The organism is Corallococcus exiguus, from assembly GCF_009909105.1.
In the GTDB taxonomy this organism is placed as follows: domain Bacteria; phylum Myxococcota; class Myxococcia; order Myxococcales; family Myxococcaceae; genus Corallococcus; species Corallococcus exiguus.
Genome location: NZ_JAAAPK010000002.1, coordinates 884,738 through 910,166, shown reverse-complemented (window position 1 = coordinate 910,166; position 25,429 = coordinate 884,738). Strand labels below are relative to the sequence as shown.

24 protein-coding genes are annotated in these 25,429 nt (G+C 68.1%); 4 read left to right on the top strand and 20 right to left on the bottom strand.

Annotation, left to right across the window (positions count from 1 at the left end; genetic code table 11):
* Nucleotides 1-9: 9 nt before the first annotated feature.
* The 17 genes from GTZ93_RS10175 to GTZ93_RS10095 all read right to left on the bottom strand — a co-directional run bounded on the left by GTZ93_RS10175 (nucleotide 10) and on the right by GTZ93_RS10095 (nucleotide 15,914).
* Nucleotides 10-375: a YraN family protein gene (locus GTZ93_RS10175; protein ID WP_161662756.1), complete on the bottom strand. Its 366-nt coding sequence runs from the start codon at nucleotides 373-375 to the stop codon at nucleotides 10-12.
* A 36-nt stretch (nucleotides 376-411) separates the two neighbouring features.
* Complete coding sequence (locus GTZ93_RS42710) at nucleotides 412-2,322, bottom strand: ATP-binding protein (protein WP_254380036.1); 1,911 nt, start codon at nucleotides 2,320-2,322, stop codon at nucleotides 412-414.
* Nucleotides 2,323-2,423: 101 nt separating this feature from the next.
* The gene (rplS, locus tag GTZ93_RS10165) at nucleotides 2,424-2,822 is read right to left on the bottom strand and encodes a 50S ribosomal protein L19 (protein ID WP_120576717.1); all 399 of its coding nucleotides are present in this window, start codon (nucleotides 2,820-2,822) and stop codon (nucleotides 2,424-2,426) included.
* 119 nt (nucleotides 2,823-2,941) lie between these two features.
* Nucleotides 2,942-3,679: a tRNA (guanosine(37)-N1)-methyltransferase TrmD gene (gene trmD / locus GTZ93_RS10160; RefSeq protein ID WP_120576716.1), complete on the bottom strand. Its 738-nt coding sequence runs from the start codon at nucleotides 3,677-3,679 to the stop codon at nucleotides 2,942-2,944.
* The gene (rimM, locus tag GTZ93_RS10155; RefSeq protein WP_121751668.1) at nucleotides 3,676-4,227 is read right to left on the bottom strand and encodes a ribosome maturation factor RimM; all 552 of its coding nucleotides are present in this window, start codon (nucleotides 4,225-4,227) and stop codon (nucleotides 3,676-3,678) included. Before rimM ends, trmD begins: the two co-directional genes overlap by 4 nt.
* The gene (locus GTZ93_RS10150; protein ID WP_120576714.1) at nucleotides 4,224-4,508 is read right to left on the bottom strand and encodes a KH domain-containing protein; all 285 of its coding nucleotides are present in this window, start codon (nucleotides 4,506-4,508) and stop codon (nucleotides 4,224-4,226) included. The genes rimM and GTZ93_RS10150 overlap by 4 nt, the downstream gene beginning before the upstream one ends.
* A gap of 23 nt (nucleotides 4,509-4,531) precedes the next feature.
* Nucleotides 4,532-4,792, bottom strand: a complete 261-nt coding sequence (gene rpsP / locus GTZ93_RS10145) for a 30S ribosomal protein S16 (RefSeq protein WP_014397299.1) — start codon at nucleotides 4,790-4,792, stop codon at nucleotides 4,532-4,534.
* A 102-nt stretch (nucleotides 4,793-4,894) separates the two neighbouring features.
* A complete protein-coding gene (rlmN, locus tag GTZ93_RS10140; RefSeq protein ID WP_120576713.1) occupies nucleotides 4,895-6,025 on the bottom strand; it encodes a 23S rRNA (adenine(2503)-C(2))-methyltransferase RlmN in 1,131 nt (376 codons plus the stop codon).
* An 88-nt stretch (nucleotides 6,026-6,113) separates the two neighbouring features.
* The gene (locus GTZ93_RS10135; RefSeq protein WP_139917661.1) at nucleotides 6,114-6,929 is read right to left on the bottom strand and encodes a siderophore-interacting protein; all 816 of its coding nucleotides are present in this window, start codon (nucleotides 6,927-6,929) and stop codon (nucleotides 6,114-6,116) included.
* A 149-nt stretch (nucleotides 6,930-7,078) separates the two neighbouring features.
* Complete coding sequence (ndk, locus tag GTZ93_RS10130) at nucleotides 7,079-7,504, bottom strand: nucleoside-diphosphate kinase (protein ID WP_120576711.1); 426 nt, start codon at nucleotides 7,502-7,504, stop codon at nucleotides 7,079-7,081.
* Nucleotides 7,505-7,546: 42 nt separating this feature from the next.
* Nucleotides 7,547-8,443: a succinate--CoA ligase subunit alpha gene (gene sucD / locus GTZ93_RS10125; protein ID WP_120576710.1), complete on the bottom strand. Its 897-nt coding sequence runs from the start codon at nucleotides 8,441-8,443 to the stop codon at nucleotides 7,547-7,549.
* Nucleotides 8,444-8,475: 32 nt separating this feature from the next.
* Entirely contained in the window at nucleotides 8,476-9,636 is a 1,161-nt protein-coding gene (gene sucC, locus GTZ93_RS10120; RefSeq protein WP_139917663.1) for an ADP-forming succinate--CoA ligase subunit beta, read from the bottom strand.
* Nucleotides 9,637-9,904: 268 nt separating this feature from the next.
* Nucleotides 9,905-10,711 (bottom strand): succinate dehydrogenase iron-sulfur subunit, encoded by an 807-nt coding sequence (gene sdhB, locus GTZ93_RS10115; protein ID WP_120619313.1) that lies wholly within the window; start codon nucleotides 10,709-10,711, stop codon nucleotides 9,905-9,907.
* A gap of 95 nt (nucleotides 10,712-10,806) precedes the next feature.
* Nucleotides 10,807-12,684: a succinate dehydrogenase flavoprotein subunit gene (gene sdhA, locus GTZ93_RS10110; protein ID WP_139917680.1), complete on the bottom strand. Its 1,878-nt coding sequence runs from the start codon at nucleotides 12,682-12,684 to the stop codon at nucleotides 10,807-10,809.
* A 229-nt stretch (nucleotides 12,685-12,913) separates the two neighbouring features.
* Nucleotides 12,914-13,855, bottom strand: a complete 942-nt coding sequence (gene mdh / locus GTZ93_RS10105; protein WP_120576707.1) for a malate dehydrogenase — start codon at nucleotides 13,853-13,855, stop codon at nucleotides 12,914-12,916.
* A 30-nt stretch (nucleotides 13,856-13,885) separates the two neighbouring features.
* Nucleotides 13,886-15,181 carry an NADP-dependent isocitrate dehydrogenase gene (icd, locus tag GTZ93_RS10100; protein ID WP_120576706.1) on the bottom strand — a complete coding sequence of 432 codons (1,296 nt, stop codon included), beginning with the start codon at nucleotides 15,179-15,181 and terminating at the stop codon, nucleotides 13,886-13,888.
* Nucleotides 15,182-15,362: 181 nt separating this feature from the next.
* On the bottom strand, nucleotides 15,363-15,914 hold the full coding sequence (locus tag GTZ93_RS10095; protein WP_139917665.1) for a histidine kinase: 552 nt from the start codon (nucleotides 15,912-15,914) through the stop codon (nucleotides 15,363-15,365).
* A gap of 402 nt (nucleotides 15,915-16,316) precedes the next feature.
* Between GTZ93_RS10095 and GTZ93_RS10090 the strand changes: the two genes are divergently transcribed.
* Nucleotides 16,317-18,464, top strand: coding sequence for a hypothetical protein (locus GTZ93_RS10090; RefSeq protein WP_180946048.1), 2,148 nt, complete (start codon nucleotides 16,317-16,319; stop codon nucleotides 18,462-18,464).
* Between the two features lie 11 nt (nucleotides 18,465-18,475).
* Nucleotides 18,476-19,219, top strand: coding sequence for a hypothetical protein (locus tag GTZ93_RS42260; RefSeq protein ID WP_126932976.1), 744 nt, complete (start codon nucleotides 18,476-18,478; stop codon nucleotides 19,217-19,219).
* A 6-nt stretch (nucleotides 19,220-19,225) separates the two neighbouring features.
* On the opposite strand, the gene mhpA is transcribed toward GTZ93_RS42260, so the two are convergent.
* Nucleotides 19,226-20,866, bottom strand: a complete 1,641-nt coding sequence (mhpA, locus tag GTZ93_RS10080) for a bifunctional 3-(3-hydroxy-phenyl)propionate/3-hydroxycinnamic acid hydroxylase MhpA (protein WP_139917669.1) — start codon at nucleotides 20,864-20,866, stop codon at nucleotides 19,226-19,228.
* A 456-nt stretch (nucleotides 20,867-21,322) separates the two neighbouring features.
* Here mhpA and GTZ93_RS10075 point away from each other — a divergent pair, with 456 nt between their 5' ends.
* Together GTZ93_RS10075 and GTZ93_RS10070 are read left to right on the top strand one after the other, a co-directional pair.
* On the top strand, nucleotides 21,323-22,117 hold the full coding sequence (locus tag GTZ93_RS10075) for a class I SAM-dependent methyltransferase (protein WP_126932977.1): 795 nt from the start codon (nucleotides 21,323-21,325) through the stop codon (nucleotides 22,115-22,117).
* Between the two features lie 107 nt (nucleotides 22,118-22,224).
* Nucleotides 22,225-22,425 carry a hypothetical protein gene (locus GTZ93_RS10070; RefSeq protein ID WP_120576700.1) on the top strand — a complete coding sequence of 67 codons (201 nt, stop codon included), beginning with the start codon at nucleotides 22,225-22,227 and terminating at the stop codon, nucleotides 22,423-22,425.
* Between the two features lie 69 nt (nucleotides 22,426-22,494).
* Here GTZ93_RS10070 and GTZ93_RS10065 read toward each other — a convergent pair whose 3' ends face one another.
* The gene (locus tag GTZ93_RS10065; RefSeq protein ID WP_139917671.1) at nucleotides 22,495-23,820 is read right to left on the bottom strand and encodes a cytochrome P450; all 1,326 of its coding nucleotides are present in this window, start codon (nucleotides 23,818-23,820) and stop codon (nucleotides 22,495-22,497) included.
* Between the two features lie 105 nt (nucleotides 23,821-23,925).
* Nucleotides 23,926-25,389 carry an o-succinylbenzoate--CoA ligase gene (gene menE, locus GTZ93_RS10060; protein WP_139917673.1) on the bottom strand — a complete coding sequence of 488 codons (1,464 nt, stop codon included), beginning with the start codon at nucleotides 25,387-25,389 and terminating at the stop codon, nucleotides 23,926-23,928.
* Between the last annotated feature and the right edge of the window lie 40 nt (nucleotides 25,390-25,429).

Genomic DNA, 25,429 nt, shown 5'->3' with positions numbered 1-25,429 from the left:
CGGATTCCTTTACATGCCAGCGTCGAAGGCGGCGGGCAGGTGCTCCACCCGGGCGTGCTCGCCCTGGCCCACGACGGAGATGACGTCGAAGCGCACCATGCGCCCGTCGATGCCGTTCTGGAAGAGGTAGTGCAACGCGGCCTTCACCACCCGGCGCTGCTTGGCGAAGGACACGGTGTGCGACGGGTCTCCCCACGCCGCCGTGGAGCGCATGCGCACCTCCACGAAGCACACGAGCTCCCCTTGCTCCGCCACGATGTCCAGCTCGCCGTAGCGGCACGTCCAGTTGCGCGCCACCACCCGGAAGCCCTGCGACTCCAGCAGGCGCACGCCCTCCGCCTCCGCCACGTCGCCCACGTCCCGCCGCGTCCCCATTTCCGTCCCCGCCGCCCCTTGTGATTCCGGCGGCGGCTAGACGTTAACGGTGCCGTCCGACATCTGGCCGAAGCCCGGGTGGGCGGTGACGTGCAGGACCTGCGTGAGCGTGCCCAGGTGCTTGAGCATGCGGGCGACGAGGGGCAGCTTCGCCTCGTCCACGCCCGTCAGCACGTCGTCCAGGAGGAAGGGGCGCTTCACCCGGGCGCACGTCTTCTCCACCACCGTCAGGCGCAGCGCCAGGTAGTAGAGGTCGATGTCCTTCGGGGACAGCTCTCCCACCGGGACGCGGCTGTTCTGAGTGAGCAGGAAGGCGTTGCCCTCGCGGTCCCACTCCACGCCCTGGTAGCGCCGGTCCGTGAGCGCGGTGAGGTACTGCACGCAGCGGTCCTTCAGGAGCGCCTGCACCGACAGGATGTCGGTCGTGAGCACGTCCGCGGCCTGCGACAGCACCAGGGGGGACGGATCCTCCAGCGGATCCACCGGCACCGGCGTCTGGCCAGGAGCCGCGGCCACCTGCACCGGAGGCGCCTTCGCCAGCGCGATGGACTCCTTCAGCCGCGACAGCTCCCGCTCCACCTCGCGCAGGTCGCGCACGTAGGTGCCCTTGGCGGTCAGCTCCGCGTTGAGCGTCTCCTGCTGCGCGCGCAGCTCCTGTCCGTCGCGTATGGCGGCCTGAAACTCGGGGGAGGACTCGTACTCCTCCAGCTGCGTCTGCAGCTCTCCCAGCCGGATGCCGAGCAGATCCTTCTGCTCCAGCGCGGCGGGGATCTCCGTGTGGGACTCCAGGTTCAGGGCCTTGATGGCCATGCGCACCGGAGCATCCTCGAGCTCGAACTCGTCGAGGATCTTCTTCTGCCGTGCGTCCTTGCGGTTGTCCTTGGAGCCCTTGCGCGTGGCGTGCTGCAGGTCGTCCACGTAGCGCAGCGCCATCCACGCGGCCGTGCCGAAGGCGGGGATGTTGATCAACGCCAGGTAGCGCCACATGGGCTGCGCCGCGACGATGCCCAGGCCCACGCTCAGGCCCATGAAGAGCACGCCCGCGCCCAGGCCGCCCCAGAAGAAGCGGTTCTCGGTGAGTGGCGGCACCTTCAGCGACGCGTCTTCCTGCTCCGGCTCGCGGTCCGTCTCCAGCCGCGCCAGCGCCTCGTCCCGCCGCGCCACCGCCTTCGGATAGCGCTTCACGCGCGTGAGGATGTCCAGCGGCAACCCCATCGACTCCGGCGAGGGCGCCGCGCGCCAGGCGGCCTCCGCGCGCGAGATGGCCTCCTTGAGGCCCTCGCCACCCTTGAGCTTCGAGTCCGCCTCGAAGATGAGAGATGCCAGCTCATCCACCTTGAACTGGAGCTGATCCACCTCCTTCGCGGTGACGAGTTCCTTCTGCAGCACCTTCACCTTCGCCTCGGCGGCCGGGACGTCCTCCGCCGGCGCCACCTGGGAGGCGGCCGCCAGCGACGGCGTGGCCCCGGAGGCCTTCGCGCCCGCAGCCGCGGCGGCCTTGGCCACGCTCTTGCGAGGCCGGCGCGACGGCAGCATCACCAGCTGGAGGCAGTACACCTGCTCGAAGGTGGTGCGCGGAGGCAGGCCCGCCTGGCCGCGCAGGTACTGGTTTATCTCCGACACGTCCGTGGACACGAGCTCTGGCTGGCTGGTGGCGGGATTGAGCCGGTGCAGCGATCCGGAACCTCCCAGCTCGCGCAATATCCGGTACGTCATCCCGTCCTGGCCCACGAACGTCAGCGCGGCCTTGCCGGAGCGTCCCGCCGAGCCCACCAGGCTTGAGTCCCCGCCGCGGCCATCCGCGAACAGCAGCGACAACGCCACGTTCGCCAGCGGCAACACGTCCGCCGTGGGCGGCTTGAGGATCAGATACCCGCTCTTCAGCGGGAAGCGCCCGGCGGGAGAGAACCCGCGGACGTTCTGGATGGCGACCTCGACGAAGTGCATGGCGCGCGCAGTCTAGCCCGAACGAAAAAAGGAGCGTCCAGTGAAGGACGCTCCTTGTCTCACGCGGCCGCGAAGGCCGCGAGAGGGTTTCTGCGGACCTACTAGCCCGGAGCGACGGCGGACTTGGCAGCCTTGGCTGCGAGCTTCTCCGGGTCCACCAGCACGTCCACGCGCGAGGCCTTGCCCTTCAGATCGCGGAGGTAGAACAGGCGCTTGCGGTTCACGTCGCCGCGGGTGAGGACTTCGATCTTCTCGTAGCGCGGGCTGTGGATGGGGAAGATGCGCTCCACGCCGACGCCGAAGGACATCTTGCGCACGGTGAAGGTCGCGCGGTTCGTGCCCTTGGTCTTGCGGATGACCACGCCCTCGAAGGCCTGCACGCGCTCCTTCTCGCCTTCCTTGACCTTCCAGTGGACGCGAACGGAATCACCCGTGCGGAACGCGGTGATGTCCTTGCGCAGGAACTTGTTTTCGACGTGCTCGATGAGGCTGCGGCGCATAACGGACTCCAGAAAGCGGAACTTGACGCGTAGGACGCGTGGAAAAGAGCGGGCCGTCCTAGCAGAGACCGCCGGGACGAACAAGCCTGCAACGAAGGGTTCCGCGAGAACACTGAGGGTTACAACGCTTCTTCTTCCCTGGCGAGCAGTTTCTGATCCGCTTTGCTGAACACCAGCCGCGCGAACAGGTCAGGCCGCCGCTCCTGCGTGAGCTTGATGGCCTTCCACCGGCGCCAGCGGGCAATGCGTGCGTGATCGCCGGACTGGAGGGCGGCAGGCACCTCGGCCCCCCGGAAGACAGGCGGGCGGGTGTAGTGCGGATGCTCCAGGAGGTTCTCCTCGAAGCTCTCCGCCACGGAGGACGCTTCGTTGCCCAGGACGCCCGGCACCAGCCGCGCCACCGCGTCCACCACCGCCATGGCCGCGACCTCCCCGCCCGTGAGCACGAAGTCGCCCAGGGACAGTTCGCCGTCCAGGAAGGGCATCACCCGCTCGTCCACGCCTTCGTAGCGGCCGCAGACGAGGATCAGCCCGGCCTCGTGCCGCGCCAGCTCCCGCGCCGTGGCCTGCGTGAACGTGGGCCCCCGGGGGCTCATCAGCAGCGCCTTCGCCCCGGGCTGACGCGCCCGGGCTGCTTCGATGGCGGCCACCAGCGGCTCGGGCTTCATCACCATGCCGGCGCCGCCGCCGTAGGGCGCGTCGTCGGTGACGCGGTGCTTGCCCTCGGCGTAGTCGCGCACGTCGGTGAGCGTGACGGAGATCAGCCCCTTCTCCTGGGCCTTCCCGAGGATGCTCGCGCCCAGGTAGCCGGACACCATCCCGGGGAACAGCGTGAGCAGCTCCACGCGGTAGCTCACCCGCCGTCTCCAGACTCCTCCGGCGGCCCGTCCGCCTCCAGGTACTCCGGAGGCCGGATCACGATGCGCCCCGCCGGCACGTCCACCGCCGGCACGAACTCATCCGCGAAAGGCACCACCAGCTCCGGCCGGCCCTTCGCGCGGATCACCAGGTTGGGGACTTCACCGGTGGCCCAGACCTCCTCCACCGTGCCCAGGGAGGCGCCCTGCTCGTCCACGGCGTTCAACCCCACGAGGTCGCCCTGGAAGAACTCGCCCTCCTCGGGCGGCTCCAGGTCCTCGCGATAGACGAACACCTTCGCGCCCACCAATGCCTCGGCGGCCGTGCGGGACGCCACGCCCTCGAAGAACACCAGATCCTCCTTGTTGGCGGGACGGAAGGTCTCCAGGGCGTACTCGCGCTCCTCGCCGGAGCGCAGGCGCAACCAGACACGCTCGACGGTGCCGAGCGTCTCCGAGGCGGGGTCGAAGCTTCTGACCGCCACCTCGCCGCGCAGCCCGTGCGCACGGGCCACGTAGCCCAACTCCAGACAGTCCTGCGCGCTCACTGCGCGGCGTCCGGAGCGGGCGGCGCCGGGGGAGAACCCGGAGCGCGGCGATCGTCGAGTATCTCCAGGCGGACCTTCTGGCCCTGCTTCTGGGCGGCGGCGTTGATCAGCGTCCGGAGGGCGTTCACGGTGCGCCCATCACGACCGATGACCTTGCCGACGTCCTCGGGGGCGACCTTCAGCTCATAGAGCCGGCCGCCATCCGCCTCGGAGATGCGTAAGGTGACCTGGTCGGGTTGATCAACCAGGGCCTTCGCCAGATACGTGAGCAGCGGCTCCACGTCTTGTCCAGACGGGGGCGTGCTCAGGCGGTGGTCGCCGGAGCCTGCTTCTTCGCCGTCTTGATCAGGTCCGCGACCGTCTCGGAGGGCAGCGCGCCGCTCTTCAGCCAGTAGTTCAGCCGCTCCTCGTTGAACTGCACCTTCGCGGGGCTGTGGTTGGGGTCGTAGGAACCGACCTGCTCCAGGAACTTTCCGTCACGCGGGCTGCGCGAGTCGGTGGCAACCACGTGGTAGTACGGCATCTTCTTGGCGCCCGCGCGGGCAAGACGGAGGACAACGGCCATGGAACGCTCCAGCGAAATCGTGTGACTTCTACGGTAACAGTGCGGAGGGCGCGCTCTTAGCGCCCTGCTGACTGGATTGTCAAGGAAGCTCGGGTGCTTATGTCACGTCGGGGCTTCCGCGGCCGTCTCGTCGCGATTGGCGAGCTGACCACAGGCCCCGGCGATGTCCCGGCCCCGGTTCTTCCGGATGTATGCCGCGACGTGAGCCTCGGCAAGGATGGCCCGGAATTCCTCGGCCCGCTGCTCGCCCGTCGTCTGGAACCCCAGGCCGGGGTTCTCGTTGTACGGGATCAGGTTCACCTTCGCCGGGATGTCGCGCAGGAGCTCCTTCAGCCGGTGCGCGTCGTCGTCGGTGTCGTTGAATCCTTTGAGCAGCACGTACTCGAAGGTGATGCGGCGGCCCTGGCGCAGGGGGAACTTGCGGCAGGCATCCAGGAGCGCCTGGATGTTCCACTTGCGGTTCACCGGCATCGTCTGGCTGCGCTGCTCGTCCGTGCTGGCGTTGAGCGAGATGGCCAGCTTGACGTCCGTCTCCTGGCCGAAGCGCTCAATCATGGGCACCAGGCCCACGGTGGAGACGGTGATGTGCCGGTGGCTGAAGTTGGGCCCCTCCTCCGACTGGAGGATGGCGAGCGCCGTCTTGAGGTTCTCGAAGTTGTGGAGCGGCTCGCCCATGCCCATGAACACCAGGTTCGTGAGCGGACGGAGCGTCTCCAGGCCCTCGTTGCGGCGAACCTCGCGGTTCACCGCGTGCACCTGGGCGACAATCTCTCCAGCCGTGAGGTTGCGCTTGAGGCCCAGCGTGCCCGTCATGCAGAACGTGCAGGCCATGGCGCAGCCCACCTGCGTGGACACGCAGAGCGTCTTGCGGTCCTCCGCCGGCATGTAGACGGACTCGATGAAGCGCCCGTCGCGCGTCTTGAAGCGGTACTTGATGGTGCCGTCGACGCTGCGCTGCTCCAGGTCCTTCACCAGCGGGACGATCTCCGCCTTGACCTTGAGCTTCTCGCGCAGGACCTTGGACAGGTCCGTCATCTCCTCGAACGAGGTGGCGCCGCGCTGATGCAGCCAGCGGTAGAGCTGCGCCGCGCGGAACGGGCGCTCGCCCAGCTGCTCGCTCAGGAACAGCGCGAGCTTCTCGCGCGACAGGCTGGCCACGTCGACCAGCTTCGCGGGGGCCGACACCGGCAGGGGCTCGGTGACAGGAAGGGCTGTAGCGGTAGGCTCGGACATCGTTCAGTCGGGGCTAACGGAGGGCAATGGGGCGTGCTTCCCACAAGAAGGCACGGCAAGTCAAAGGAGTGCCCGCCCCCTTCCCTGCCTACCCCTTCGAGTCGTGGTGCTCGGCGACGCCGCGCTTCCAGTAGCCCGTCACCCGCATCCAGCTCTTGTTCAGACCGCGCTCGTTCACCAGGTGTTCCCGGATGGGCTTGAGCGACGTGGACTCGCCCGCCACGAACACGAACCCGTCCCCCGAGGGCTGCGTCCAGGCGCGCAGCGCGTCCTCCAGGTGCTTCGTGGTGCCGGCCTCCGCGCTGCCCCGGTGCAGCCAGGTGACCTTCACGTCCGCCTTGCTGGCGAGGGGCTGCTCCTCCGCGGCGTCCGCGACCTCGATGAAGGCGAACGCGCGCTTGCCCGCAGGCAGCTCCTCCAGGCGCCGTGCGATGGCCGGCAGCGCGCTCTGGTCCCCCGCGAGCAGGTACCAGTCGAAGTCGTCCGCCACGTCGTGCGTGCTGCGCGGACCGCCAATGCCCATGTAGTCGCCGGGCTTCGTCTGCTGCGCCCACAGCGACGCGGGGCCCTCGCCGTGCAGCACGAAGTCGATGTCCAGCTCCCCGGCCTTCGGGTCGAAGCGGCGCGGCGTGTAGTCGCGCGACGCAGGCTTCTCGAGCCCCTCCGGCATGGACAGGCCGTGGGGCCCCACCACCGGCATGTCCGGCTTCTTCACGCCAGGCTTCGCGAAGAAGCACTTCACGTGGTCATCCGCGCCGGGGGACGTGAAGCCCTCCAGCTCCGGGCCGCCCAGCGTCACGCGCACCATGTGCGGCGACAGCCGCGTCACGCGAAGGACTTCCAGCAACCGCAACTTCACCGGGAACGGCCCACGACGGGCCACGCGCTCTGAATCGCCGCTCATGCGTGCTTCCTTGCCGATTGTGATTTTCATTATCGGTAGCAAGGACCGTCCGGCAGGGCAACCGGATACGGCGCCCGGAAAGACGACGGCCCGGGTCCGCGCCTCGTGGGGCGTGGACACCGGGCCGCTGTCACCAGGCTGGACGCTGCTCAGTACTTCTGGAGCTCGGTCTCGCGGAAGAAGTACGCGATCTCGTTCTTCGCGTTCTCCAGGCTGTCCGAACCGTGCACCGTGTTCGCGTCGATGCTCTGGGCGAAGTCCGCGCGGATGGTGCCCTTGTCGGCCTTCTTCGGATCCGTGGCGCCCATGAGGTCACGGTTCTTCAGGACGGCGTTCTCACCCTCAAGCGCCATCACGACCACCGGTCCGGAGGTCATGAACGAGACCAGGTCCTTGAAGAAACCCCGGGCGCTGTGGACGGCGTAGAAGCCTTCCGCTTCCTTCTGCGACAGCTGCTGCAGACGGATGCCGACGGGCGTCAGGCCCGCCTTCTCGAACCGGGCGATGATCTCCCCGATGTGGTGGTTCTTCAGCCCGTCCGGCTTGATGATGGACAGCGTGCGCTCGATGGCCATGGTCGTTGGCTCCTCGTGTGTGTGTCGTGTGAAAGGTTCGGCTTAGCGCTTCGGGGGGCCGCGCTTGACGGCCTCCTGCAGCGTGGTGCCCAGCTCGGCGGGGCTGGCGGCCATCAGGATGCCCGCGGCCTCCATCGCCTTGATCTTCTCCCCGGCCGTGCCCTTGCCGCCGGAGATGATGGCGCCCGCGTGGCCCATGCGCTTGCCCGGGGGCGCGGACTGACCGGCGATGAAGCCGGCGATGGGCTTGGTGAACTCGCGCTTGACGTACTCGGCGCCCTCTTCCTCGGCGCTGCCGCCGATCTCACCGATCATGATGACGGCGTCCGTCTCAGGGTCGGCCTGGAAGAGCTTCAGCACGTCCACGAAGTTGGTGCCGTTGACGGGGTCGCCGCCAATGCCCACCGCGGTGGACTGGCCCAGGCCCAGCTGCGTCAGCTGGTGCACGGCCTCGTAGGTCAGCGTGCCGGAGCGGGACACCACACCAATGCGGCCCGGCTTGTGGATGTGGCCCGGCATGATGCCGATCTTGCACTTGGCGCCGGGGGTGATGACGCCCGGGCAGTTCGGCCCGATGAGGCGCACGCCCGGCTTGCCCTGCAGGTAGCGCTTGGCGCGCACCATGTCGTTGACCGGGATGCCCTCGGTGATGGTGATGATGAGGGAGATGCCGGCGTCCGCGGCCTCCATGATGGAGTCAGCGGCGAAGGGCGGCGGCACGAAGATGACGGACGTGTTCGCGCCCGCCTGCTTCACCGCGTCGGCCACCGTGTTGAACACGGGGACCTTGCCCTCGAAGGAGGTGCCGCCCTTGCCCGGCGTGACACCGCCCACAATCTTCGTCCCGTACTCCAGCATCTGCTTGGCGTGGAACGAGCCCGCCGAGCCGGTGATGCCCTGGACGAGGACCTTCGTGTTCTCGTTGACGAGGATGCTCATGGCGTTCTTTCAGGAAAGAGGGAGCGAAGGCCCTACTTGATGGCCGCCACGGCCTTCTCGGCCGCCTGGCGCAGGTTGTCCGCGGGGGTGATGGCGAGGCCCGAGTTGCGGAGCAATTCCTTGCCCTGCTCCACGTTGGTGCCTTCCAGGCGCACGATGAGCGGGATCTTCAGCTGCACTTCCTTCGCCGCCGCGATGATGCCGTCCGCGATGACGTCACACTTCATGATGCCGCCGAAGATGTTGACGAGCACCGCCTTGACCTGCGGATCCGCGAGGATGAGCTTGAAGGCCGCCGTCACCTTCTCCTTGCTCGCGCCGCCGCCCACGTCCAGGAAGTTGGCCGGAGCGCCGCCCACCAGCTTGATGGTGTCCATGGTGGCCATGGCCAGACCCGCGCCGTTCACCATGCAGCCGATGTTGCCGTCCAGCGCGATGTAGGCCAGGTCGTGCTCCTTGGCCTGCGTCTCGCGGGGCTCCTCCTCCGCCAGGTCGCGGTACTCCAGCAGGTCCTTGTGCCGGTAGAGCGCGTTCTCGTCGAAGGTCACCTTCGCGTCGAGCGCCACCACGCCGCCGCTCTTGCGGATGACCAGCGGGTTGATCTCCACCAGGGACGCGTCCGTCTCCATGTACATCTTGTAGAGCGCGGTGCAGAACTGGACGAACTTGTTCACCGTGGGGCCCGACAGGCCCAGCCCGAAGGCCAGCTCGCGGCCCTGGAAGTCGGCGAAGCCCACCGTGGGGTCCACGACGGCGCGGAGGATCTTCTCCGGGTGCTTCTCCGCCACTTCTTCAATCTCCACGCCGCCCTCGGTGGACGCCATGAAGGTGACGCGGCTGGTGGCGCGGTCGAGCGTCACGCCCAGGTACAGCTCCTGGCCGATGTCGAGACCTTCCTCGATGTAGACCTTGTGGACCTTCTGCCCTTCCGGGCCGGTCTGGATGGTCTTGAGCATCATGCCCAGGATCTGCTGGGTGAGCGCCTTGGCCTCCGCGGGGCTCTTGGCCAGCTTCACGCCGCCGCCCTTGCCGCGGCCGCCCGCGTGGATCTGCGCCTTCACGACGACAACGGGCGTGGCGAGTTCCTTCGCCGCGGCCTCCGCCTCATCGGGAGAGAGCGCGAGGATGCCGCGCGGCGTGGGCACGCCATACTTCCGGAAGAGTTCCTTGCCCTGGTACTCGTGGATCTTCATCGAATCTCCGGGTGGGACGAGGGGAGACGAGGACAACCCCTACACGGGGCGTCAACGCGGGCCCTCATTGCGCAGAAAACGACGGATGGCAAGGCCGTTTGGCCTCCAGCGTCGCGGCGGGACACAGGCGTGTGCCTCCAGGAATAACACCCGGTGTCCGGGCGAATGAGGCGACCTTCACGCAAACGGCCACGGCCCCGCCCGGCGCCCCCGTGACAGGAGGCGCAGGCACGGGGCCGCGAGCAAGCCAGGTCAGCGTCCGGGAGGGTTAGCCCGGACCGGCGGAGGCCTTCTGCTCCTCTTCCTTGAAGAAGATGTCCTTGATGATCAGCTTGCTCACCTCGCGGTTCATCACCGCGATGGAGGTGGTGAGGGGGATCTCCTTCGGGCAGACCTTCACGCAGTTCTGCGCCTTGCCGCAGTCCTGGATGCCGCCGGGGCCCATGAGGGCGCGCGTGCGCTCCTCCGCGTTCAGCTTGCCCGTGGGGTGCATGTTGAACAGGCGGGCCTGGCTGATGGGGGCGGCGCCGATGAAGTCGTTGTCCAGCGTCACCTGGGGGCACGCCTCCAGGCAGCTGCCGCAGGTGATGCACGTGGACAGCACGTACATCACGGAGTGGTCCTTCTGCGACTGGCGCGGGCCGGGGCCCAGGTTGTACGTGCCGTCGACGGGGATCCACCCCTTCACGCGCTTGAGCGACTCGAACATGCGGTCGCGGTCCACGGTGAGGTCGCGCACCACCGGGAACTTCTTCATCGGCTCCAGGGTGATGGGCTGCTGGAGCTTGTCCACCAGGGCGGAGCACGCCATGCGCACCCGGCCGTTGATGTTCATGGCGCAGCTGCCGCACACCTCCTCGAGGCACGCGGAGTCCCACACCACGGGGGCCACCTTCTTGCCCTCCGCGGTGACGGGGTTGCGCTGGATCTCCATCAGGCAGGAGATGACGTTGGCGCCCTTCGCATAGGGAACCTTGAACTCTTCGAAGTGCCCGGGCTTGTTCGGGTCATCCTGCCGCCAGATGCGGAAGGAGATGGTCTTCGAGCTGACGGCGCTGGCCTGTGCGGTGTCCATGGTGCGGCTGCCCTTCCCTTCACTGCCAAATCAGGTGGCGGTGCCCGCGTGCGCCGGATGACGACGCGCGCGAGCCCGGAAAGAAAACGAACGCCTTACGCGTACCAGCGGGGCTCGGGGTCCAGCACGGGCGTGGGCAGGTCCTGGTAGGAGATCTGCGGGCCCTGGGCGGCGTAGGTGGCGATGGTCGTCTTCGCCCACTTCTCGTGGCGCTTGCGCCACAGCTCCATCCACTCCGGATCCTTGGTCGGGTCCTTCACCTTGGGCTCCGGCAGGGAGAAGTCCGGCTTGTAGTGGGCGCCGCGGCTCTCGTCGCGCAGGAGCGCGCTGGTGGCGATGACCTCGCCCAGCTCCAGCATGTTCCACACCTGGTTGGTGTACGACAGCGCGCGGTTGGCGACGACGCCCGTGTCCAGCACGTTGACGTTGTTCCAGCGCTGCTTGAGCTCGCGGACGCGCTCGATGGTCTTCTTCAAGCGGTCGTTGTAGCGGACGACGGTGCAGTTCTCCGTCATCACCTCGCCCAGCTCCTTGGCGATCTGGTACGGGTTCTCCTGCCCGTTCATCGCCTTGATGGTGGCGAAGCGGTCCTGCCAGTACTTCTTCGCGTCCGCGAAGTACTTCTCCGGCATCGCCGCGGCGCTGGTCTCCTGGTTCTTGGCGAAGGACACCATCGCCGGGCCGCCGATCATGCCGGAGTAGATGCAGGACAGGAGCGAGTTGGCGCCCAGACGGTTCGCGCCGTGGAAGGCGGAGTCCGCCTCGCCGGCCGCGTACAGGCCGGGGATGCGCGTGCTCTGGTTCACCGGGCTGCCGTCCAGCGGCGTCTGCGTGCGCGAGTCGGCCTCGAAGGAGACGTGCAGGCCGCCCATCGAGTAGTGCATGCCCGGGAAGATGACCATGGGCGTGTGGCGCGGATCATCTCCGACGAACTTCTCGTAGATCTCCATCACGCCCTTGATCTTCGCGTCGAGCGTCTTGGCCGGGATGTGCGTCACGTCCAGGTACACGCCGTCGCGCCCGCCCAGGCCCAGGCCCAGGTCGCGGCAGACCATGAAGATCTCGCGCGTCGCCACGTCGCGCGGCACCAGGTTCTTGTACTTGGGGTACTTCTCTTCCAGGAAGTACCAGCGCTCGCTCTCCGCGATGTCCCGGGGGTTGCGAGTGTCGCCCTTCTTCCGGGGCACCCAGACGCGGCCGCCCTCGCCGCGCACGGACTCGCTCATCAGGCGCAGCTTGTCCTCGCCCGGGATGGAGGTGGGGTGCACCTGGATGAACTCGCCGTTGGCGTACAGCGCGCCTTCCATGTACGCGCGGCCCGCGGCGGTGCCGGTGTTGATGATGGAGTTGGTGGAGCGCCCGAAGACGATGCCAGGGCCACCCGTGGCCAGGCACACCGCCTCCGCCGGGAAGGTGCGGATCTCCATGGTGCGCAGGTCCATGGCCACGCTGCCGATGCAGCGGCCGGACTCGTCCTTCACCGTGCCTAGCCACTCCCAGTACTCGTACTTGGTGACCTTGCCCTCCGCCTCGTAGCGGCGGACCTGCTCGTCCAGCGCGTAGAGCAGCTGCTGGCCGGTGGTGGCGCCCGCGAACGCGGTGCGGTTGTGCAGGGTGCCGCCGAAGCGGCGGAAGTCCAGCAGGCCTTCCGGCGTGCGGTTGAACGTCACGCCCATGCGGTCCAACAGGTAGATGATGCCGGGCGCCGCGTAGCACATGCCCTTCACGGACACCTGCTCCGCGAGGAAGTCGCCGCCGCGCAGCGTGTCCTTCACGTGGATGTCCGGGTGGTCGCCTTCACCCTTGGTGTTCACCGCGCCGTTGATGCCGCCCTGGGCGCAGACGGAGTGGGAACGCTTGACGGGGACGAGCGAAAGCACGTCCACCTGGTGACCCGCCTCCGCCAGCTTGATCGTCGTCATCAGCCCGGCGAGACCGCCGCCCACCACCGTGAATCGCGCTGCTGCCGCCATCATCGTCTCCTTGACCACCGGCAGCCGGGGGGGTGCCTTCACGGGGGGCCGCTGAAGTCCTGCTTCGCGACGCTGCCCCGCTCCCGTGCCAGGTGCGAGTCCAACACGCTAGTTAACTTGGAAAAATACCGCCGCAAGGACGGTGCGCCCGGGGATAAGCCCGGATCATTCACGGCATCAGGCGGGGCCCGCCAGCAGCATTCCAGCGGGCCCGGCCGAAGACCGGGGACTACAGCTTCACGAGGTCGACGGTGCCCTTGACGGAGGTGAAGGACTTGCTCAGCTCGGCCTTCTCCGCCTCGTTCAGCTCCACCTCGATGATCTTCTCCACGCCGTTCGCGCCGATCTGGGCGGGGACGCCGAAGAAGAAGTCGCTGATGCCGTACTGGCCCTTGAGCAGGGCGGCGGCCGGCAGCACGCGCTTGCGGTCGAAGAGGAAGCTCTCCGCCATGGCGATGGAGGAGGACGCCGGGGCGAAGTAGGCGCTGCCCGTCTTGTACAGGCCCACCAGCTCCGCGCCGCCCTTGCGGGTGCGGTCGATGATGGCGTCCAGCTTGTCCTTGGCGATGAGCTGGGTCAGGGGCACGCCGCCCACGGTGCTGTGACGCACGAGCGGGACCATGTCGTCGCCGTGGCCGCCGAGGACGAGCGCCTCCACGTCACGGATGGAGCAGCCGAGGGCCTCGGCCACGAAGCACTTGAAGCGGCTGGTATCCAGCACGCCCGCCATGCCCACGACCATGTTGTCCTTCAGGCCGGCGATCTTGTGGAGCGCGAACACCATCGCGTCCAGCGGGTTGGCCACGTTGATGACGAAGGCGTCCGGGGCGTGCTGCTTGATGTTGCCCGCCACGTCCTTCATGATCTTCAGGTTGACCTCGAGCAGGTCCTCGCGGGACATGCCGGGCTTCCGGGGCACGCCGGCCGTGATGATGATCACGTCCGAGCCCGCGACGTCCTTCCAGTCGGTGGAGCCGGTGACGCGGCTGTCGTAGCCGTCCACCGCGGACAGCTGGTTGATGTCCAGCGCCTTGCCCTTGACCAGACCCTCGGCCGCCGGGATGTCGTAGAGCACCACGTCGCCAAGGTTCTTCTGGACCGCCAGCAGCGCCAGGTTGCCGCCGATCTGACCGCCACCGATGAGGCCGATCTTCTTCTTCTTGTGAGCCATGGTTTCGCCCTCCTGCTTTGGGGGTGGGGACTACATGTGCTTGATGATGGCCTGACCGAACTCCGAGCACTTCACCTCGGACACGGTCTCCTTCGTCTCCAGCTTCATCAGGCGCGCGAAGTCGTACGTCACGGTGCGCGCCGCGATGGCCTTGTCCATGCCCTTGATGATCAGGTCCGCGGCCTCGTTCCAGCCCATGTGGCGGAGCATCATCTCGCCAGAGAGGATGACGGAGCCCGGGTTCACCTTGTCCAGGTCCGCGTACTTCGGCGCGGTGCCGTGGGTGGCCTCGAAGACGGCGTGGCCGGAGACGTAGTTGATGTTGCCGCCCGGCGCGATGCCGATGCCGCCCACCTGCGCCGCGAGCGCGTCCGACAGGTAGTCGCCGTTGAGGTTCAGCGTGGCGATGACGTCGAACTCGTCCGGACGGGTCAGCACCTGCTGCAGGGTGATGTCCGCGATGGAGTCCTTGATGATGATCTTCCCGGCGGACACCGCGGCCTTCTGCTCGGCGTTGGCGGCCTCCTCGCCCTTGGCGGCCTTGGTCGCCTCCCACTGGTCCCAGGTGTAGACCTTGTCACCGAACTCACGCGCCGCGAGGTCGTAGCCCCACTTGCGGAACGCGCCCTCGGTGAACTTCATGATGTTGCCCTTGTGGACCAGCGTGACGCTCTTGCGCTTGAGGTCCACCGCGTACTGGATGGCCGCGCGCACCAGGCGCTCCGTGCCTTCCTGCGACACGGGCTTGATGCCGATGCCCACGTTCGCCGGGAAGCGGATCTTGCCCGCCTCCTTGGGGAACTCCTGCTTCAGCCAGCCCAGGAACTTCTCCGCCTGCGCGGTGCCGGCCTCGAACTCGATGCCCGCGTAGATGTCTTCCGTGTTCTCACGGAAGATGACCATGTCCACCTTGTCCGGCTGCTTCACCGGGCTGGGCACGCCCTTGAAGTAGCGCACGGGCCGCAGGCAGACGTACAGGTCCAGCATCTGGCGCAGCGCCACGTTCAGGGAGCGGATGCCACCGCCCACCGGCGTCGTCAGAGGGCCCTTGATGCCCACCAGGTACTCGCGGAACGCGGCGACCGTCTCGTCCGGCAGCCAGTTGTTCACCTGCTTGAAGGACTTCTCGCCGGCCAGCACTTCGTACCAGGAGATCTTCTTCTTGCCGCCGTACGCCTTCTCCACCGCCGCGTCGAACACGGCCTGCGAGGCCTTCCAGATGTCGCGGCCAGTGCCGTCGCCCTCGATGAAGGGGATGATCGGGTTGTTCGGAACGGTCAGCTTGCCGTTCTGCAGGGTGATCTTCTCGCCAGAGGGAGGCGCCATGAACGCAAACTCCTGATTGAGACCGGGGTATTGAGAGGCGGCGGATAGTCGGGAACCCGCCCCCGGTCGTCAAGGAGTTTGGCCGCACGTCCCCCTGGGTTGGACGCACCCGGGGCGTGCCGCGCTTATCGCAGCCAATGGTCCGGAAAGCAGGATCGTTATTCCGGAATTCGGGCGCGCACTAGAAGCTCGCGAGCCCAGGAGCCGGCAGGACGACGCTCACGGCCGTCCCCTCTTCCAGGCGCTCTACCGCGAACTCCCCGCCCATGGCATCCACCAGCTCCCGCGCGCGGGCGAGCCGCCGCTGGGTGCTGCCCACGCGCAGGGGCGACAGAACGACCGAGCGCGTCTCCCGCTCAGAGAGGCTCACGCCCGGCATCACCACCTGGAAGCGAGGCCCCACGTCTCCGAAGTCGTCCGGCGGATCCACCACCACCCGCACGGAGGGCGCCGCCTGCGGGGCCACGTCCGCCGCGTGGGCGACGAGCAACAGGAGCACCTGCTCCAGGCGGCGCCGGCTGACCCGGGCGATCACCGGGTCCTCGGGAAGCTCCAGCGCCACCTCCATGCCGCGCAACCGCCGCGTCGCGCCGAGCAGCCCCAGCGCGTCACGCACGCACACCGCCACGTCCACCTGGAAGACGTCTGGAAGGTCCACGGACTCGAGCCCCTGGCCACCGAAGGAGGCTCCCGCGTCCCCCGGCGATCCCTTCACATCCAGCGCTGCGCTCATTCGCGGCTCCCATCCCCGGCCAGTCCCAGAAGTACCGACCATAACGGCCCCCCCTGACAGGGTCCATTGCCCGTCAGCCCCGGACCGCCACCGCTTATTCACGTGAAGGAGGGTTACAGCCCTGCGCCATCTTGCTGATATGGATGCGCACGCTGGGTCCTGATTGCTCCTCGGAAAACCCGTATATGGTCGGTCAATTGCGACCCAGGGTGAGTCAGGGGCGGTGACGAAAAAACAGCCCAGGCATATAAATTCGATTTGACTGTTACGGCCGAGACCTTCAATATGTCTTCCCAGAATCCAGAGCCGTCAGCGTCTCCAGTGAATCAGGGAGGAAGTGTTGTGCTCGCAACATCGCCGACCACGAACGGTAGCGCTGCCCGCAAGAGGGGAGTCCTGACGATGGATGGAGGGATCCCAGCGTCCTCGAAGTTCCGGCATGCGATCGAATTCGGCAGTGGCGACGCGCTGCGCAACGTGATTCCCCTGCCCCCCGCTGAAGCCGCCCTGGATGACTCGGGCTACTCGCTGCACGGCAGCGGCCCCACGGCCATCACCTGCGCGGTGGGCCAGCCGGACGCGGTGCTGGGTGAGGTGACGCGGCTGTCTCCGACGGTGGTGTGGGTGGCCCCGCGGCAGCCGCTGGCGGAAGCGACCGAGTCGCGCACCTTCCCGGTGTACCTGGCGTGCAACGGCGCCACGATTGGTCCGCTCAACGGCGCCTTCATCCGGACGGACATGGACGCCCCGAACGCGCCGGTGGGGCTGCAGCTGGTGGGCGTGACGCTGGAGCAGGGGCGTCAGATCCTGGGCTTCCTGTCGGACGCGCTTCGCCAGGGCGTGGCGGTGCCGGCGGCCTCCGCGCTGCCCGTGCAGGACATCATCACGGACGCGGAGCGGATCCGCTCCATCTTCACCGCCATCTGCGCGTCCGGGAACAAGGGCGTGCTGCGCCGCCAGGGCCGGGTGGTGCGCATGGTGCTGGAGCGCTTCCACTCCTCTTCCGGTCAGCTGGAGTGGCGTACGGAGGAGTCCACCCCGGACTTCGGCGAGCCGGCGTACGACATCGACGTCATCGGCTACAACTCCGCGTACCGCCTGCGCGTGGAGACGGGCCGCACCGAGGGTGACCGCCTCTTCACCCCCCTGCCCGAGCAGCTGTTCCGCATCCGCCACCGCTGGCACCGCCGCGTCGCCGCCCCCGAGGGCGTGCACGCCCGGTTCCACCACCCGCTCTGGAGGGAGCAGGGGCTGATGCGCCGCGAGGTGCTGGACCTGTCCTTCTCCGGCCTGTGCATGCGCTGCCAGCCGCAGGACCTGCTCTTCCCGGGCCTGCTGCCGCCCCTCATCGAGCTGGAGCTGGGCGACGGCCAGCGGGTGAGCGTGCGCGGGGAGATCCGCTACGTCAGCGGCATGCGCGCGGACGGCACCGTGCTGTGCGGCCTGAGCGTGCTGCCCTACTCTTCCGACGAGGCGCGCTGGGTGCGCTTCGTGTCCCAGACGATGTCTCCGGCCACGCGCACCAGCGAGGGCCTGGTGGATGAGCTGTGGGACCTGTTCAACCGCTCCGGCTTCTTCAGTCTGGGTGGCAGCACCCCCGCGGAGTTCGAGGAGCTGAAGCAGAACTTCGCGTCGCTGGCGAAGCGCGCCGCGGAAGTGCCGCAGCTGTTCTGCAACGCGGTGTGGCCGTCCGAGCGCGGCATTGAAGCGACGCTGTCCTTCACCAAGCCGTACCGCAACGCGTGGCTGGGCCACCAGGTGGCGAAGCGGCCCGGCAAGCCGCCGGAGGGGCTGAAGGAGGCGGGCGCCATCATGCGCGACCTCTACCTGCGCACCTTCGAGCACCCGCAGAGCGACCCGGACTTCCACTGGGTGGTGGCCTACGTGGAGGCCCTCAACCCGTGGATCAACAAGGCGCACGTGAAGTACGCGCAGCGCCAGATGGAGGCCGGTTCGCCCCTGGCCTTCACCCGGAAGATCCAGAAGATGAAGGCCTTCAGCAACGAGCTGACCGGCCGCGTGCACCCGTACACGGTGGGCCCCGCCACCGCGAGCGAGCTGAGCCTGCTGGCGGCGACCATCGCGCAGCAGTTCCCCGAGTGCTACGTGCAGTCGTTGGACCTCACCCGCGACCGGCTGGACATGGGTCCCGTCACGGCGAAGTGGAAGAGCTTCGGCATGGAGCGCGAGCGCACCGTCCTGGTCGCCCGCCGCGACGGCGTCCCCCACGCCGCCGCCGTGGTGGAGCTGGGCCAGCTGGGCGCGAACCTCTTCCGCCTGCTGGACAACACGCGCCTGTTCTCCCTGCTGGGGGATGGAACGCGCGCGTACTCGGCGCTCCTGGACGCGGCGCGCCGCTGGTACGCCGGGCGCAACCGCCCCTCCTTCCTCTATCTGCGCGAGGACGAGGGCGGCGACTACGTGCAGGAGTGCGGCCTGCACGACGGGCCGGATCCCTACCTGTGGATCATCTCCGCCAAGCTCGTTCCGGACTTCCTGGAGCACATCAGCGAACTCACCATCGGGCGCCGTGGTGCCCACTCCCGTTGAGGATTCCCCCCATGACCAAGCCCCTCGTCGAAGAGCAGTACCTCCCCCACGTCACCGACGTCCGTCACCTGCTGGCGACCGGTCCCCACGTGACGACGCTGCTGGACCCCAACGTGGAGCCCGCCCTGCTGGAGGCCTTCCTCATCCAGCTGTGTGCCCTGGGCGTCTACATGACGGAGCCCGTGGACGGGTGGATCCGCCGCGCCGGTGAGGCCTGTGTGAAGGCGGGGATGGTGGACGTGGGCGAGAAGCTCATCACCCACGCCAAGCACGAGGCCGGTCACCACCTGATGATGGTGGAGGACACGAAGAACCTGGTGGCCAGCTGGAACGCCCGCCGCTTTCCCAAGTTGGACGCGGAGGCCCTGATGGCGCAGGCCCCCACCCCGGCCATGCAGGAGTACCGGCAGATCCACGAGGAGACCATCGCGGGCCCCATGCCGGGCGGCCAGGTCGCCATCGAGTACGAGATCGAAAACCTGTCGGTGGTGTTCGCGCCCCGCCTCATCGAGCAGTGCAAGGCCGTGCTGGGCCCGGACGTGATGAACTCGCTGTCGTTCATCAAGGAGCACGTGGAGCTGGACGTGGGCCACACGGCGCTCAACGAGGTCATGCTCAACAAGCTGCTGGGCCAGAAGCCCGAGCACGCGGCGACCATCGCGAAGACGGGCGCCCGTGCCCTGGACATCTACCTGCGCTTCTACGGCGACTGCATGGCGAAGGCCCGGCAGATCCTCCAGGCCGCCACCGCCTGAGAAGCCTCAGGCCCCGAGCTGCGCCGCCCGCCGGGAACCCCGGTTGCCCCAGCGGGTGAGCGCGCGGACGGCCTGCTTCAGCGAAGCGTGGACCTGCGCGACACCCGCGCTGTTCGTGGCCGCGTAGACGTAGCGGTCCGGGCGCAGGACGACCAGGTCCGAGCCGTGCTGGGCGAACCACTCGCCCAGCTTGCCCTCCAGGTCCACCACCTCGCCGGAGCGGCCCGCGCCGGAGCGCGCCGCCGGCGCCACGGACAGCCACACGCCGCCGATGTCCTCCGCCAGCGCCTTGGCCGCCTGCTGGACGTCCGCGGGCGCACCCGGCCGCGTCAGCACCGCGAAGCGCTGGCCGATGACGTCATCCAACGGTCGCTCCCCTTCCTCGCCGTGCTCCACGCGCGGCTGCGGGAAGTAGGCGCCTTCCGCCGCCTGCTTGGACTTGCCGCGCTTGCCGCCGAAGACGAATCCCTCCGCGTGGAAGAGGTTCGGCTTCATCTTGTACTCGCGGATGAAGGGGCCGGTGACGGGCATGTGGTACAGCAGCTTGATGAAGGCGTTGCGCGCGCGGGCCATGAACGGGCCGCCCGACGCCAGCATCGAGCCCAGCGCGTCCGACATCCGCATCATCTCCGCGGCGTGCGGCCGACGCTCCACCTCGTAGGTGTCCAGGAGCGACGCGTCCGCGGCGCCGCCCAGCACGTGCGCCAGCTTCCAGGTGAGGTTCGCCGCGTCGCGCAGGCCGGAGCACAGGCCCTGCCCCAGGAACGGCGGCATGAGGTGCGCAGCGTCCCCGAGCAGGAACACCCGGCCCACGCGCCACTTCTCCGCCATGCGGCTGTGGTAGGCGTAGAGGTTGACGCTCTTCACCTTCACGGTGTCCGGGTCAATGAAGGGCGCGATGATGCCGCGCACGTATTCGGGCGTCTTCACGTGCTCCAGGTCCTGCCCCGGCTTCACCAGCGTGTCGAAGCGGATCTCGTCGTGCGCGGTGCGCGTCACGATGCCCACGCGCTCCGGGCCGCAGGGGTAGTAGGTGAAGTCCGGCGCGGACGACTGCGTCTCCACGGAGACGGCCAGCGCATGCTCCAGCGCCGTGGTGCCCTCCAGCTTCAGGCCCAGCCGGCGGCGGATGCCGCTCTTGGCGCCGTCGCACGCGAGCAGGTAGCGCGCGCGCACCGTCATGGTGCGGCCATTGACGTTGTCCTTCACGCGCACGGACACGCCTTCGTCGTCCTGCATGAAGGATTCGACTTCATGGCCACGCCACATGCTGACGTGCGCGAAGCGCTCCATGCCCCGGTGCAGCGAGGCCTCCAGGCGGGGCTGGTTGAAGAGCGAGCCGATGGGGTGGCCGTTGGGGCGCTCCACCTTGGTGAAGTCCACCTCGGCGAGCATCCGCATCTCGTCGTCCACGTAGGTCATCTTCAGGCACGGGTGGAAACCCGGCCCCAGTTCCCCCGTGAGACCGGCGGCCTGGAAGATGCGCTGCGCTTCGTCGTCCGCGTTGATGGCGCGGGACTGGGTGTGCGCGGTGGTCTCCTTCTCGATGACCACGGTGCGCAAGCCGTACTGGCCGAGCAGGTTCGCCGCCATGGCCCCCACCGGGCCGCTTCCGACGACGATCACATCAACAGATTCCGGAGCCATTACTCCCTCCCGTTGTGTGCGAGCTGATCCGTTTTGAACCGAGCGACCGGACGACCGAAGCCCCCCTCGGTCGCCAGTGTCGTAAGTAATAATACCTATAAACTCCGGCAACCCCACTCTGGATACGCTGTTTCGACGCGATCCTGGCTGCCTGCCCCCCCGAGTCAGAAACACCCGGTCTGCGTCATTCCGACCGCCTGATAATCAAACGCACCCCTCCAGAAACCTTGCAGGGCTGATCAGCACGCGCAGTCCGCTGTCTGCCTTTCGCACAGTGATTTCCTGAAAGGCTTCAAAGTTTCATGGAGGCGGCAGGGATTCTGGGTCTTGTCCGTGTTTCACGGCACCCAGATGTGTGCGGATGCCCCTGGAAGGCGCCCCTTGTACGTCGCTCGGGACTGCGGGACAGTGCGGGAGTTGTCTCCCCCACTGAGCCCCTTGGAGCGCCCAGCGATTATGCCCAGACTGCAACTTTTTGAATTAGAGGATCAGCCCTGGTTCCCGAAGGTGCTGCGCCGGGGGGTGACGGACTTCCTCGCGTACGTGTGGAGCCTGTCGGATGACCGCTATTCGGAGTTCGTGAAGCGGCTCAAGGGCGCGATGGCGGAGATGGGCGAGACGCAGCTGTTGGACATGGCGTCCGGCAGCGCGGGGCCGGTGCCGAAGCTGCTGGAGATGCTGGAGTCGCAGGAGGGCTACCAGGCGACGGCGCTCCTGACGGACCTGTACCCGGAGATCTCCGCGTTCGAGAAGGCGAAGGCGGCGAACCCGGGCCGCATCGACTACGTGACGACGCCGGTGGACGCGACCGCGGTGCCCGCGACGTACAAGGGCTTCCGCATCATGTGCAATTCGTTCCATCACCTGCCGCCGGACATGGCGCGCAAGGTGCTGGCGGACGCCGTGGCCCAGCGCCGGGGCATCGCCATCATGGAGCTGGTGGAGCGGCGCGGGCCGGCCATTGCGATGACGGCGGCGGCGCTGATCAACGTGCCGCTGACGACGCCGTTCATCCGCCCCATTCGCGCGGACAGGCTCGCCCTCACCTACCTCATGCCGCTCATCCCCATCGCGGCGGCGTTCGACGGCGTGGTGTCCTGTCTGCGCACGTACTCCGTGGAGGAGATGCGCGAGCTCACCCACGGACTGAGCGACGACTACATCTGGGAAATCGACCGGCTCACCAACCCGGGGAACCCCTTCGGCTTGATGATGCTCATTGGCCGACCCGCCACCCCCTCGAAGGCTTGAGTGGCCTGTCAGCAGGAGGTCACTGACGCCCCGGGCCGACGCGGGGCGTCGTGATTTCCAGGTTTGAAGGGGGTTCAATGGCCGCTCCTTCAACGAGGAGCAGGCTCATGGAATGGCTCGAATTCAAGCGTTGGTCACCCGAAGTCCAGCACGCGCTGGCACTGCAGGCGGCCCGGTTGGGCCAGACGGCGATGCACGCCGAGCCGCCGCGGCCGTCCGCGACGATGCTCGCCGCGCACCGCCTGTGCACGCTGCTGCGCCAGTACCCGCGCAGCAACCCCTGGGGTCACCCCGCGTCGGAGTGCTGAGACGCGGATGAAGCACCCGGCCCGTCCGTGGGGGCACCACGGGCGGGACGGGAGCCTCCAGGGTGGCGTTCAGGTCCCCGTGGGGGTCCAGTTCACGCGCAGGTGCTGGATGGTGCGGATGGTCAGCGACTGCGTGTGGCCGAAGTCCGGGTTCTCCTCCAGCTTCAGGTCCGGGAGCTGATCCAGCAGCAGGTTGGTGGCGATGAGCGCCTCCAGCCGCGCGAGCGGCGCCCCGATGCAGAAGTGGATGCCCCGGCCGAAGCCCAGGTGCGTCGGGTGGTGCCGGGAGATGTCGAAGTGCTCCCCGTCCGCGAGCAGCGCGGAGTCACGGCTTCCGGACGCGTAGAGCAGGAGTAGCCGCGAGCCCTTGGGCAGCGCGACACCCGCGAGCTCCACGTCCTCCATGGTGGTGCGGATCATGCCGTGCGCCACGGAGTCGAAGCGCAGCGTCTCCTCGATGAGGTGCGGCACCAGCGAGCGGTCCTCGCGCAGCCGCTGCCAGAGGCCGGGCTGGAGCAGGGCCTGCTTCCAGCACTGGGCGAGCAGCGCGGTGGTGGTTTCGTGGCCCGCCGCCAGCATGCTTCCGGCGATGGCGATGATCAGCTCCGGCAGCGTGAGCGCTTCGCCATCCGCGTCGGTGGTGACCAGGTAGCTGATCAGGTCGTCGCGGGGGTCGTCCGTGCGGTCGCGGATGAGGCGGGCCACGTAGTGCTGGTAGGTGACCCAGCTGCGCGCGAGCGGCGGCTGCTCTTCAGGCGGGACGCGGGTGAAGATCATCCGGAAGAAGTCGTCACACCAGCGCTTGATGTCCGCCATGTCCTCCTGGGGAACGCCCGCCATGCCCAGGATGACCCGCACGGGCAGCGGGTACGCGAACTCCGTCACCAGGTCCGCGTGTCCCTTGCTCGCGAAGGCCTGGATGAGCTCCTCGGAGACGGCGCGGATGGGGGCTTCCTGCGCGGCGATGCGCTGGGCGGAGAAGCCGCGGCCCAGCAGCTTGCGCAGCCGGGTGTGCGCGGGCGGATCCGAGTTGATCAGGCTGTCCGCCAGGGGATAGCCCTCGGCGAGCACCGCGAGCGTCGCCGGAGACAGCACCGAACCCATGTTGCCCAGGTCCGCCGACGAGTAGCGCGTCGGATCCTTGAGCACGTGGCAGATGTCCTCGTAACGGCTCACCAGCCACATCCCCAGCATGGGGTTGTAGCTGACGGGCGCGTCCCGTCTCAGCTCCGCGTAGAACGGATGTGGATCCTCGACGTGCGGTCCCGCGAACGGGTTGTACTGGGCGCCCAGATGGGGGCACTTCATCGCGCCAGCGGCCTTGCTGGCGTGCGCATCGATGTGGATCGATTCAGACTGCCCTTCCACCTTCACTGCTTCCACTGCGGTACTCACCTTGAGCTTCCTCTCAGGATCCCCCCACAGCGGAATATTATAACCCAACCTGACAGGTCTTCTCAGCGAGTCCTGCGAACCTCAGCCATCCGGAATTCAGGGTTGCTAGGACCCAGGCTGATACGGGGGATGAGACCGAGCCTGTTTTCTCAGGACGGAGCGCTCCACCTTGCTCATGGCGTTCCGGGGCAATGTTTCAACTGCAACAAAGCGTGCGGGCACCTTGAAGCGCGCCAGGGACTGGCGGCACCAGGCGTCCAGGTCCTCGGGGAGGGTGTGGCCGGGGCGCAAGACGACGAAGGCCACGGGGACCTCGCCCCAGTGCGGCTCCGGTACGCCGACGACGGCGGACTCCGCGATGGCCGGGTGGTTGGCGAGGACCGCTTCGATTTCGGCCGGATAGAGGTTCTCCCCTCCCCGCACGATGAGGTCCGTGCGGCGCGACAGGAGGGTGAGTCGCCCCTTCGCGTCCAGGACGCCCACGTCGCGGGTGCGCAGCCAGCCGTCATGGAAGGCGTCGCGCGTGGCATCGCGCTGGCGCCAATAGCGGGCCATGAGCGTGGGGCCTCGGACCTCCACGTCCCCTTCGTGCCCTTCACCGAGCGGCTCACCGTCGGTCCCGACGATGCGGACCTCCAGTCCAGGCAGGGGCGGACCCGCGGTGCTGCCATCCGCTTCGCCGGGGCGTTCGGTGGTGACCTGGGAGCAGGCCTCGGTGAGTCCGTAGGTCTGGAGGGCCAGGAGTCCCGCAGCGCGTGCCCTCGTGAGTAGGGCCGTGGGGACGGGGCCTCCGCCGATGAGCGCGCATTGGAAGGTCGCGGGCAGCGTGCGGTCCTGTCGCGCGTCCAGCACCCGCTCCAACGTGGTGGCGACGAAGCTGGCGTGGGACGCGCCCTCCGTGTCGATGGCGCGGTTGACGGCGTCCGCGTCGAAGCGCTCGTGCAGGAGGAGGCAGCCGCCCTCGTACGCGGTGCGCGTGAGCATGGCCAGGCCGCCGACGTGGAACAGGGGCAGCGTGCCCAGCCAGCGCGGCGCGGGGTGCGCGCCCAGGTTCGCGGCGGAGGCGCGGCATGAGGCACGGAAGGCACCTTCCGTGAGCACGGCGCCCTTGGGCCTTCCCGTCGTTCCGCTGGTGAAGAGGATGACCCGGGACGTGTCCGCGTCCCAGGTGCGGGCGGGCACGGATTGCGCCGCAACGCCCTCGGTCAAGGTGTCCAGGAGCTCCGCTTCCGGGAGCCGGTCCCGCAGGGCTCCGAGCACCAGCGTGAGCCGGGGCTCGACGTCCTCCATCAGGGGCTGCAGCTCCGCTGGCGTGAGCCGGGCATTGAGCGGCGCGAAGATCGCGCCCAGACGGCCCAGCGCCCAGAAGAGGAAGGTCACCGACGGGTGGCTCGTGGACAGCAGCGCCACGCGGTCCCCCTGGTCCAAGCCTCGCGCGGCCAGGGCTTCCGTCCAGCGCGTCACCTCTTCGTCCAGTGCGCGGAAGGTCCAGGTCTGTCCCGCGAAACGCAGTGCTTCCGCATGGGGATGCAGCTGCGCGCCTTCGCGGATGGGGCAGTCGTAGGTCATGGCCTCGCTCCTCCGAAGAGTTGAATCCGGCGGGCCTTCG

Bases quoted from the DNA above. Each gene is read 5' to 3' on its own strand.
- GTZ93_RS10075 (WP_126932977.1), top strand. From the start codon at position 21,323: ATGCCCAGACTGCAACTTTTTGAATTAGAGGATCAGCCCTGGTTCCCG.
- mdh (WP_120576707.1), bottom strand. From the start codon at position 13,855: ATGGCTCACAAGAAGAAGAAGATCGGCCTCATCGGTGGCGGTCAGATC.
- GTZ93_RS42260 (WP_126932976.1), top strand. From the start codon at position 18,476: ATGACCAAGCCCCTCGTCGAAGAGCAGTACCTCCCCCACGTCACCGAC.
- icd (WP_120576706.1), bottom strand. From the start codon at position 15,181: ATGGCGCCTCCCTCTGGCGAGAAGATCACCCTGCAGAACGGCAAGCTG.
- rplS (WP_120576717.1), bottom strand. From the start codon at position 2,822: ATGCGCCGCAGCCTCATCGAGCACGTCGAAAACAAGTTCCTGCGCAAG.
- sdhB (WP_120619313.1), bottom strand. From the start codon at position 10,711: ATGGACACCGCACAGGCCAGCGCCGTCAGCTCGAAGACCATCTCCTTC.
- GTZ93_RS10135 (WP_139917661.1), bottom strand. From the start codon at position 6,929: ATGAGCGGCGATTCAGAGCGCGTGGCCCGTCGTGGGCCGTTCCCGGTG.
- sucC (WP_139917663.1), bottom strand. From the start codon at position 9,636: ATGAAGATCCACGAGTACCAGGGCAAGGAACTCTTCCGGAAGTATGGC.
- menE (WP_139917673.1), bottom strand. From the start codon at position 25,389: ATGACCTACGACTGCCCCATCCGCGAAGGCGCGCAGCTGCATCCCCAT.
- sucD (WP_120576710.1), bottom strand. From the start codon at position 8,443: ATGAGCATCCTCGTCAACGAGAACACGAAGGTCCTCGTCCAGGGCATC.
- GTZ93_RS10070 (WP_120576700.1), top strand. From the start codon at position 22,225: ATGGAATGGCTCGAATTCAAGCGTTGGTCACCCGAAGTCCAGCACGCG.
- GTZ93_RS10175 (WP_161662756.1), bottom strand. From the start codon at position 375: ATGGGGACGCGGCGGGACGTGGGCGACGTGGCGGAGGCGGAGGGCGTG.
- rlmN (WP_120576713.1), bottom strand. From the start codon at position 6,025: ATGTCCGAGCCTACCGCTACAGCCCTTCCTGTCACCGAGCCCCTGCCG.
- GTZ93_RS10095 (WP_139917665.1), bottom strand. From the start codon at position 15,914: ATGAGCGCAGCGCTGGATGTGAAGGGATCGCCGGGGGACGCGGGAGCC.
- ndk (WP_120576711.1), bottom strand. From the start codon at position 7,504: ATGGCCATCGAGCGCACGCTGTCCATCATCAAGCCGGACGGGCTGAAG.
- mhpA (WP_139917669.1), bottom strand. From the start codon at position 20,866: ATGGCTCCGGAATCTGTTGATGTGATCGTCGTCGGAAGCGGCCCGGTG.
- GTZ93_RS10090 (WP_180946048.1), top strand. From the start codon at position 16,317: ATGGATGGAGGGATCCCAGCGTCCTCGAAGTTCCGGCATGCGATCGAA.
- sdhA (WP_139917680.1), bottom strand. From the start codon at position 12,684: ATGGCGGCAGCAGCGCGATTCACGGTGGTGGGCGGCGGTCTCGCCGGG.
- GTZ93_RS42710 (WP_254380036.1), bottom strand. From the start codon at position 2,322: ATGCACTTCGTCGAGGTCGCCATCCAGAACGTCCGCGGGTTCTCTCCC.
- rpsP (WP_014397299.1), bottom strand. From the start codon at position 4,792: ATGGCCGTTGTCCTCCGTCTTGCCCGCGCGGGCGCCAAGAAGATGCCG.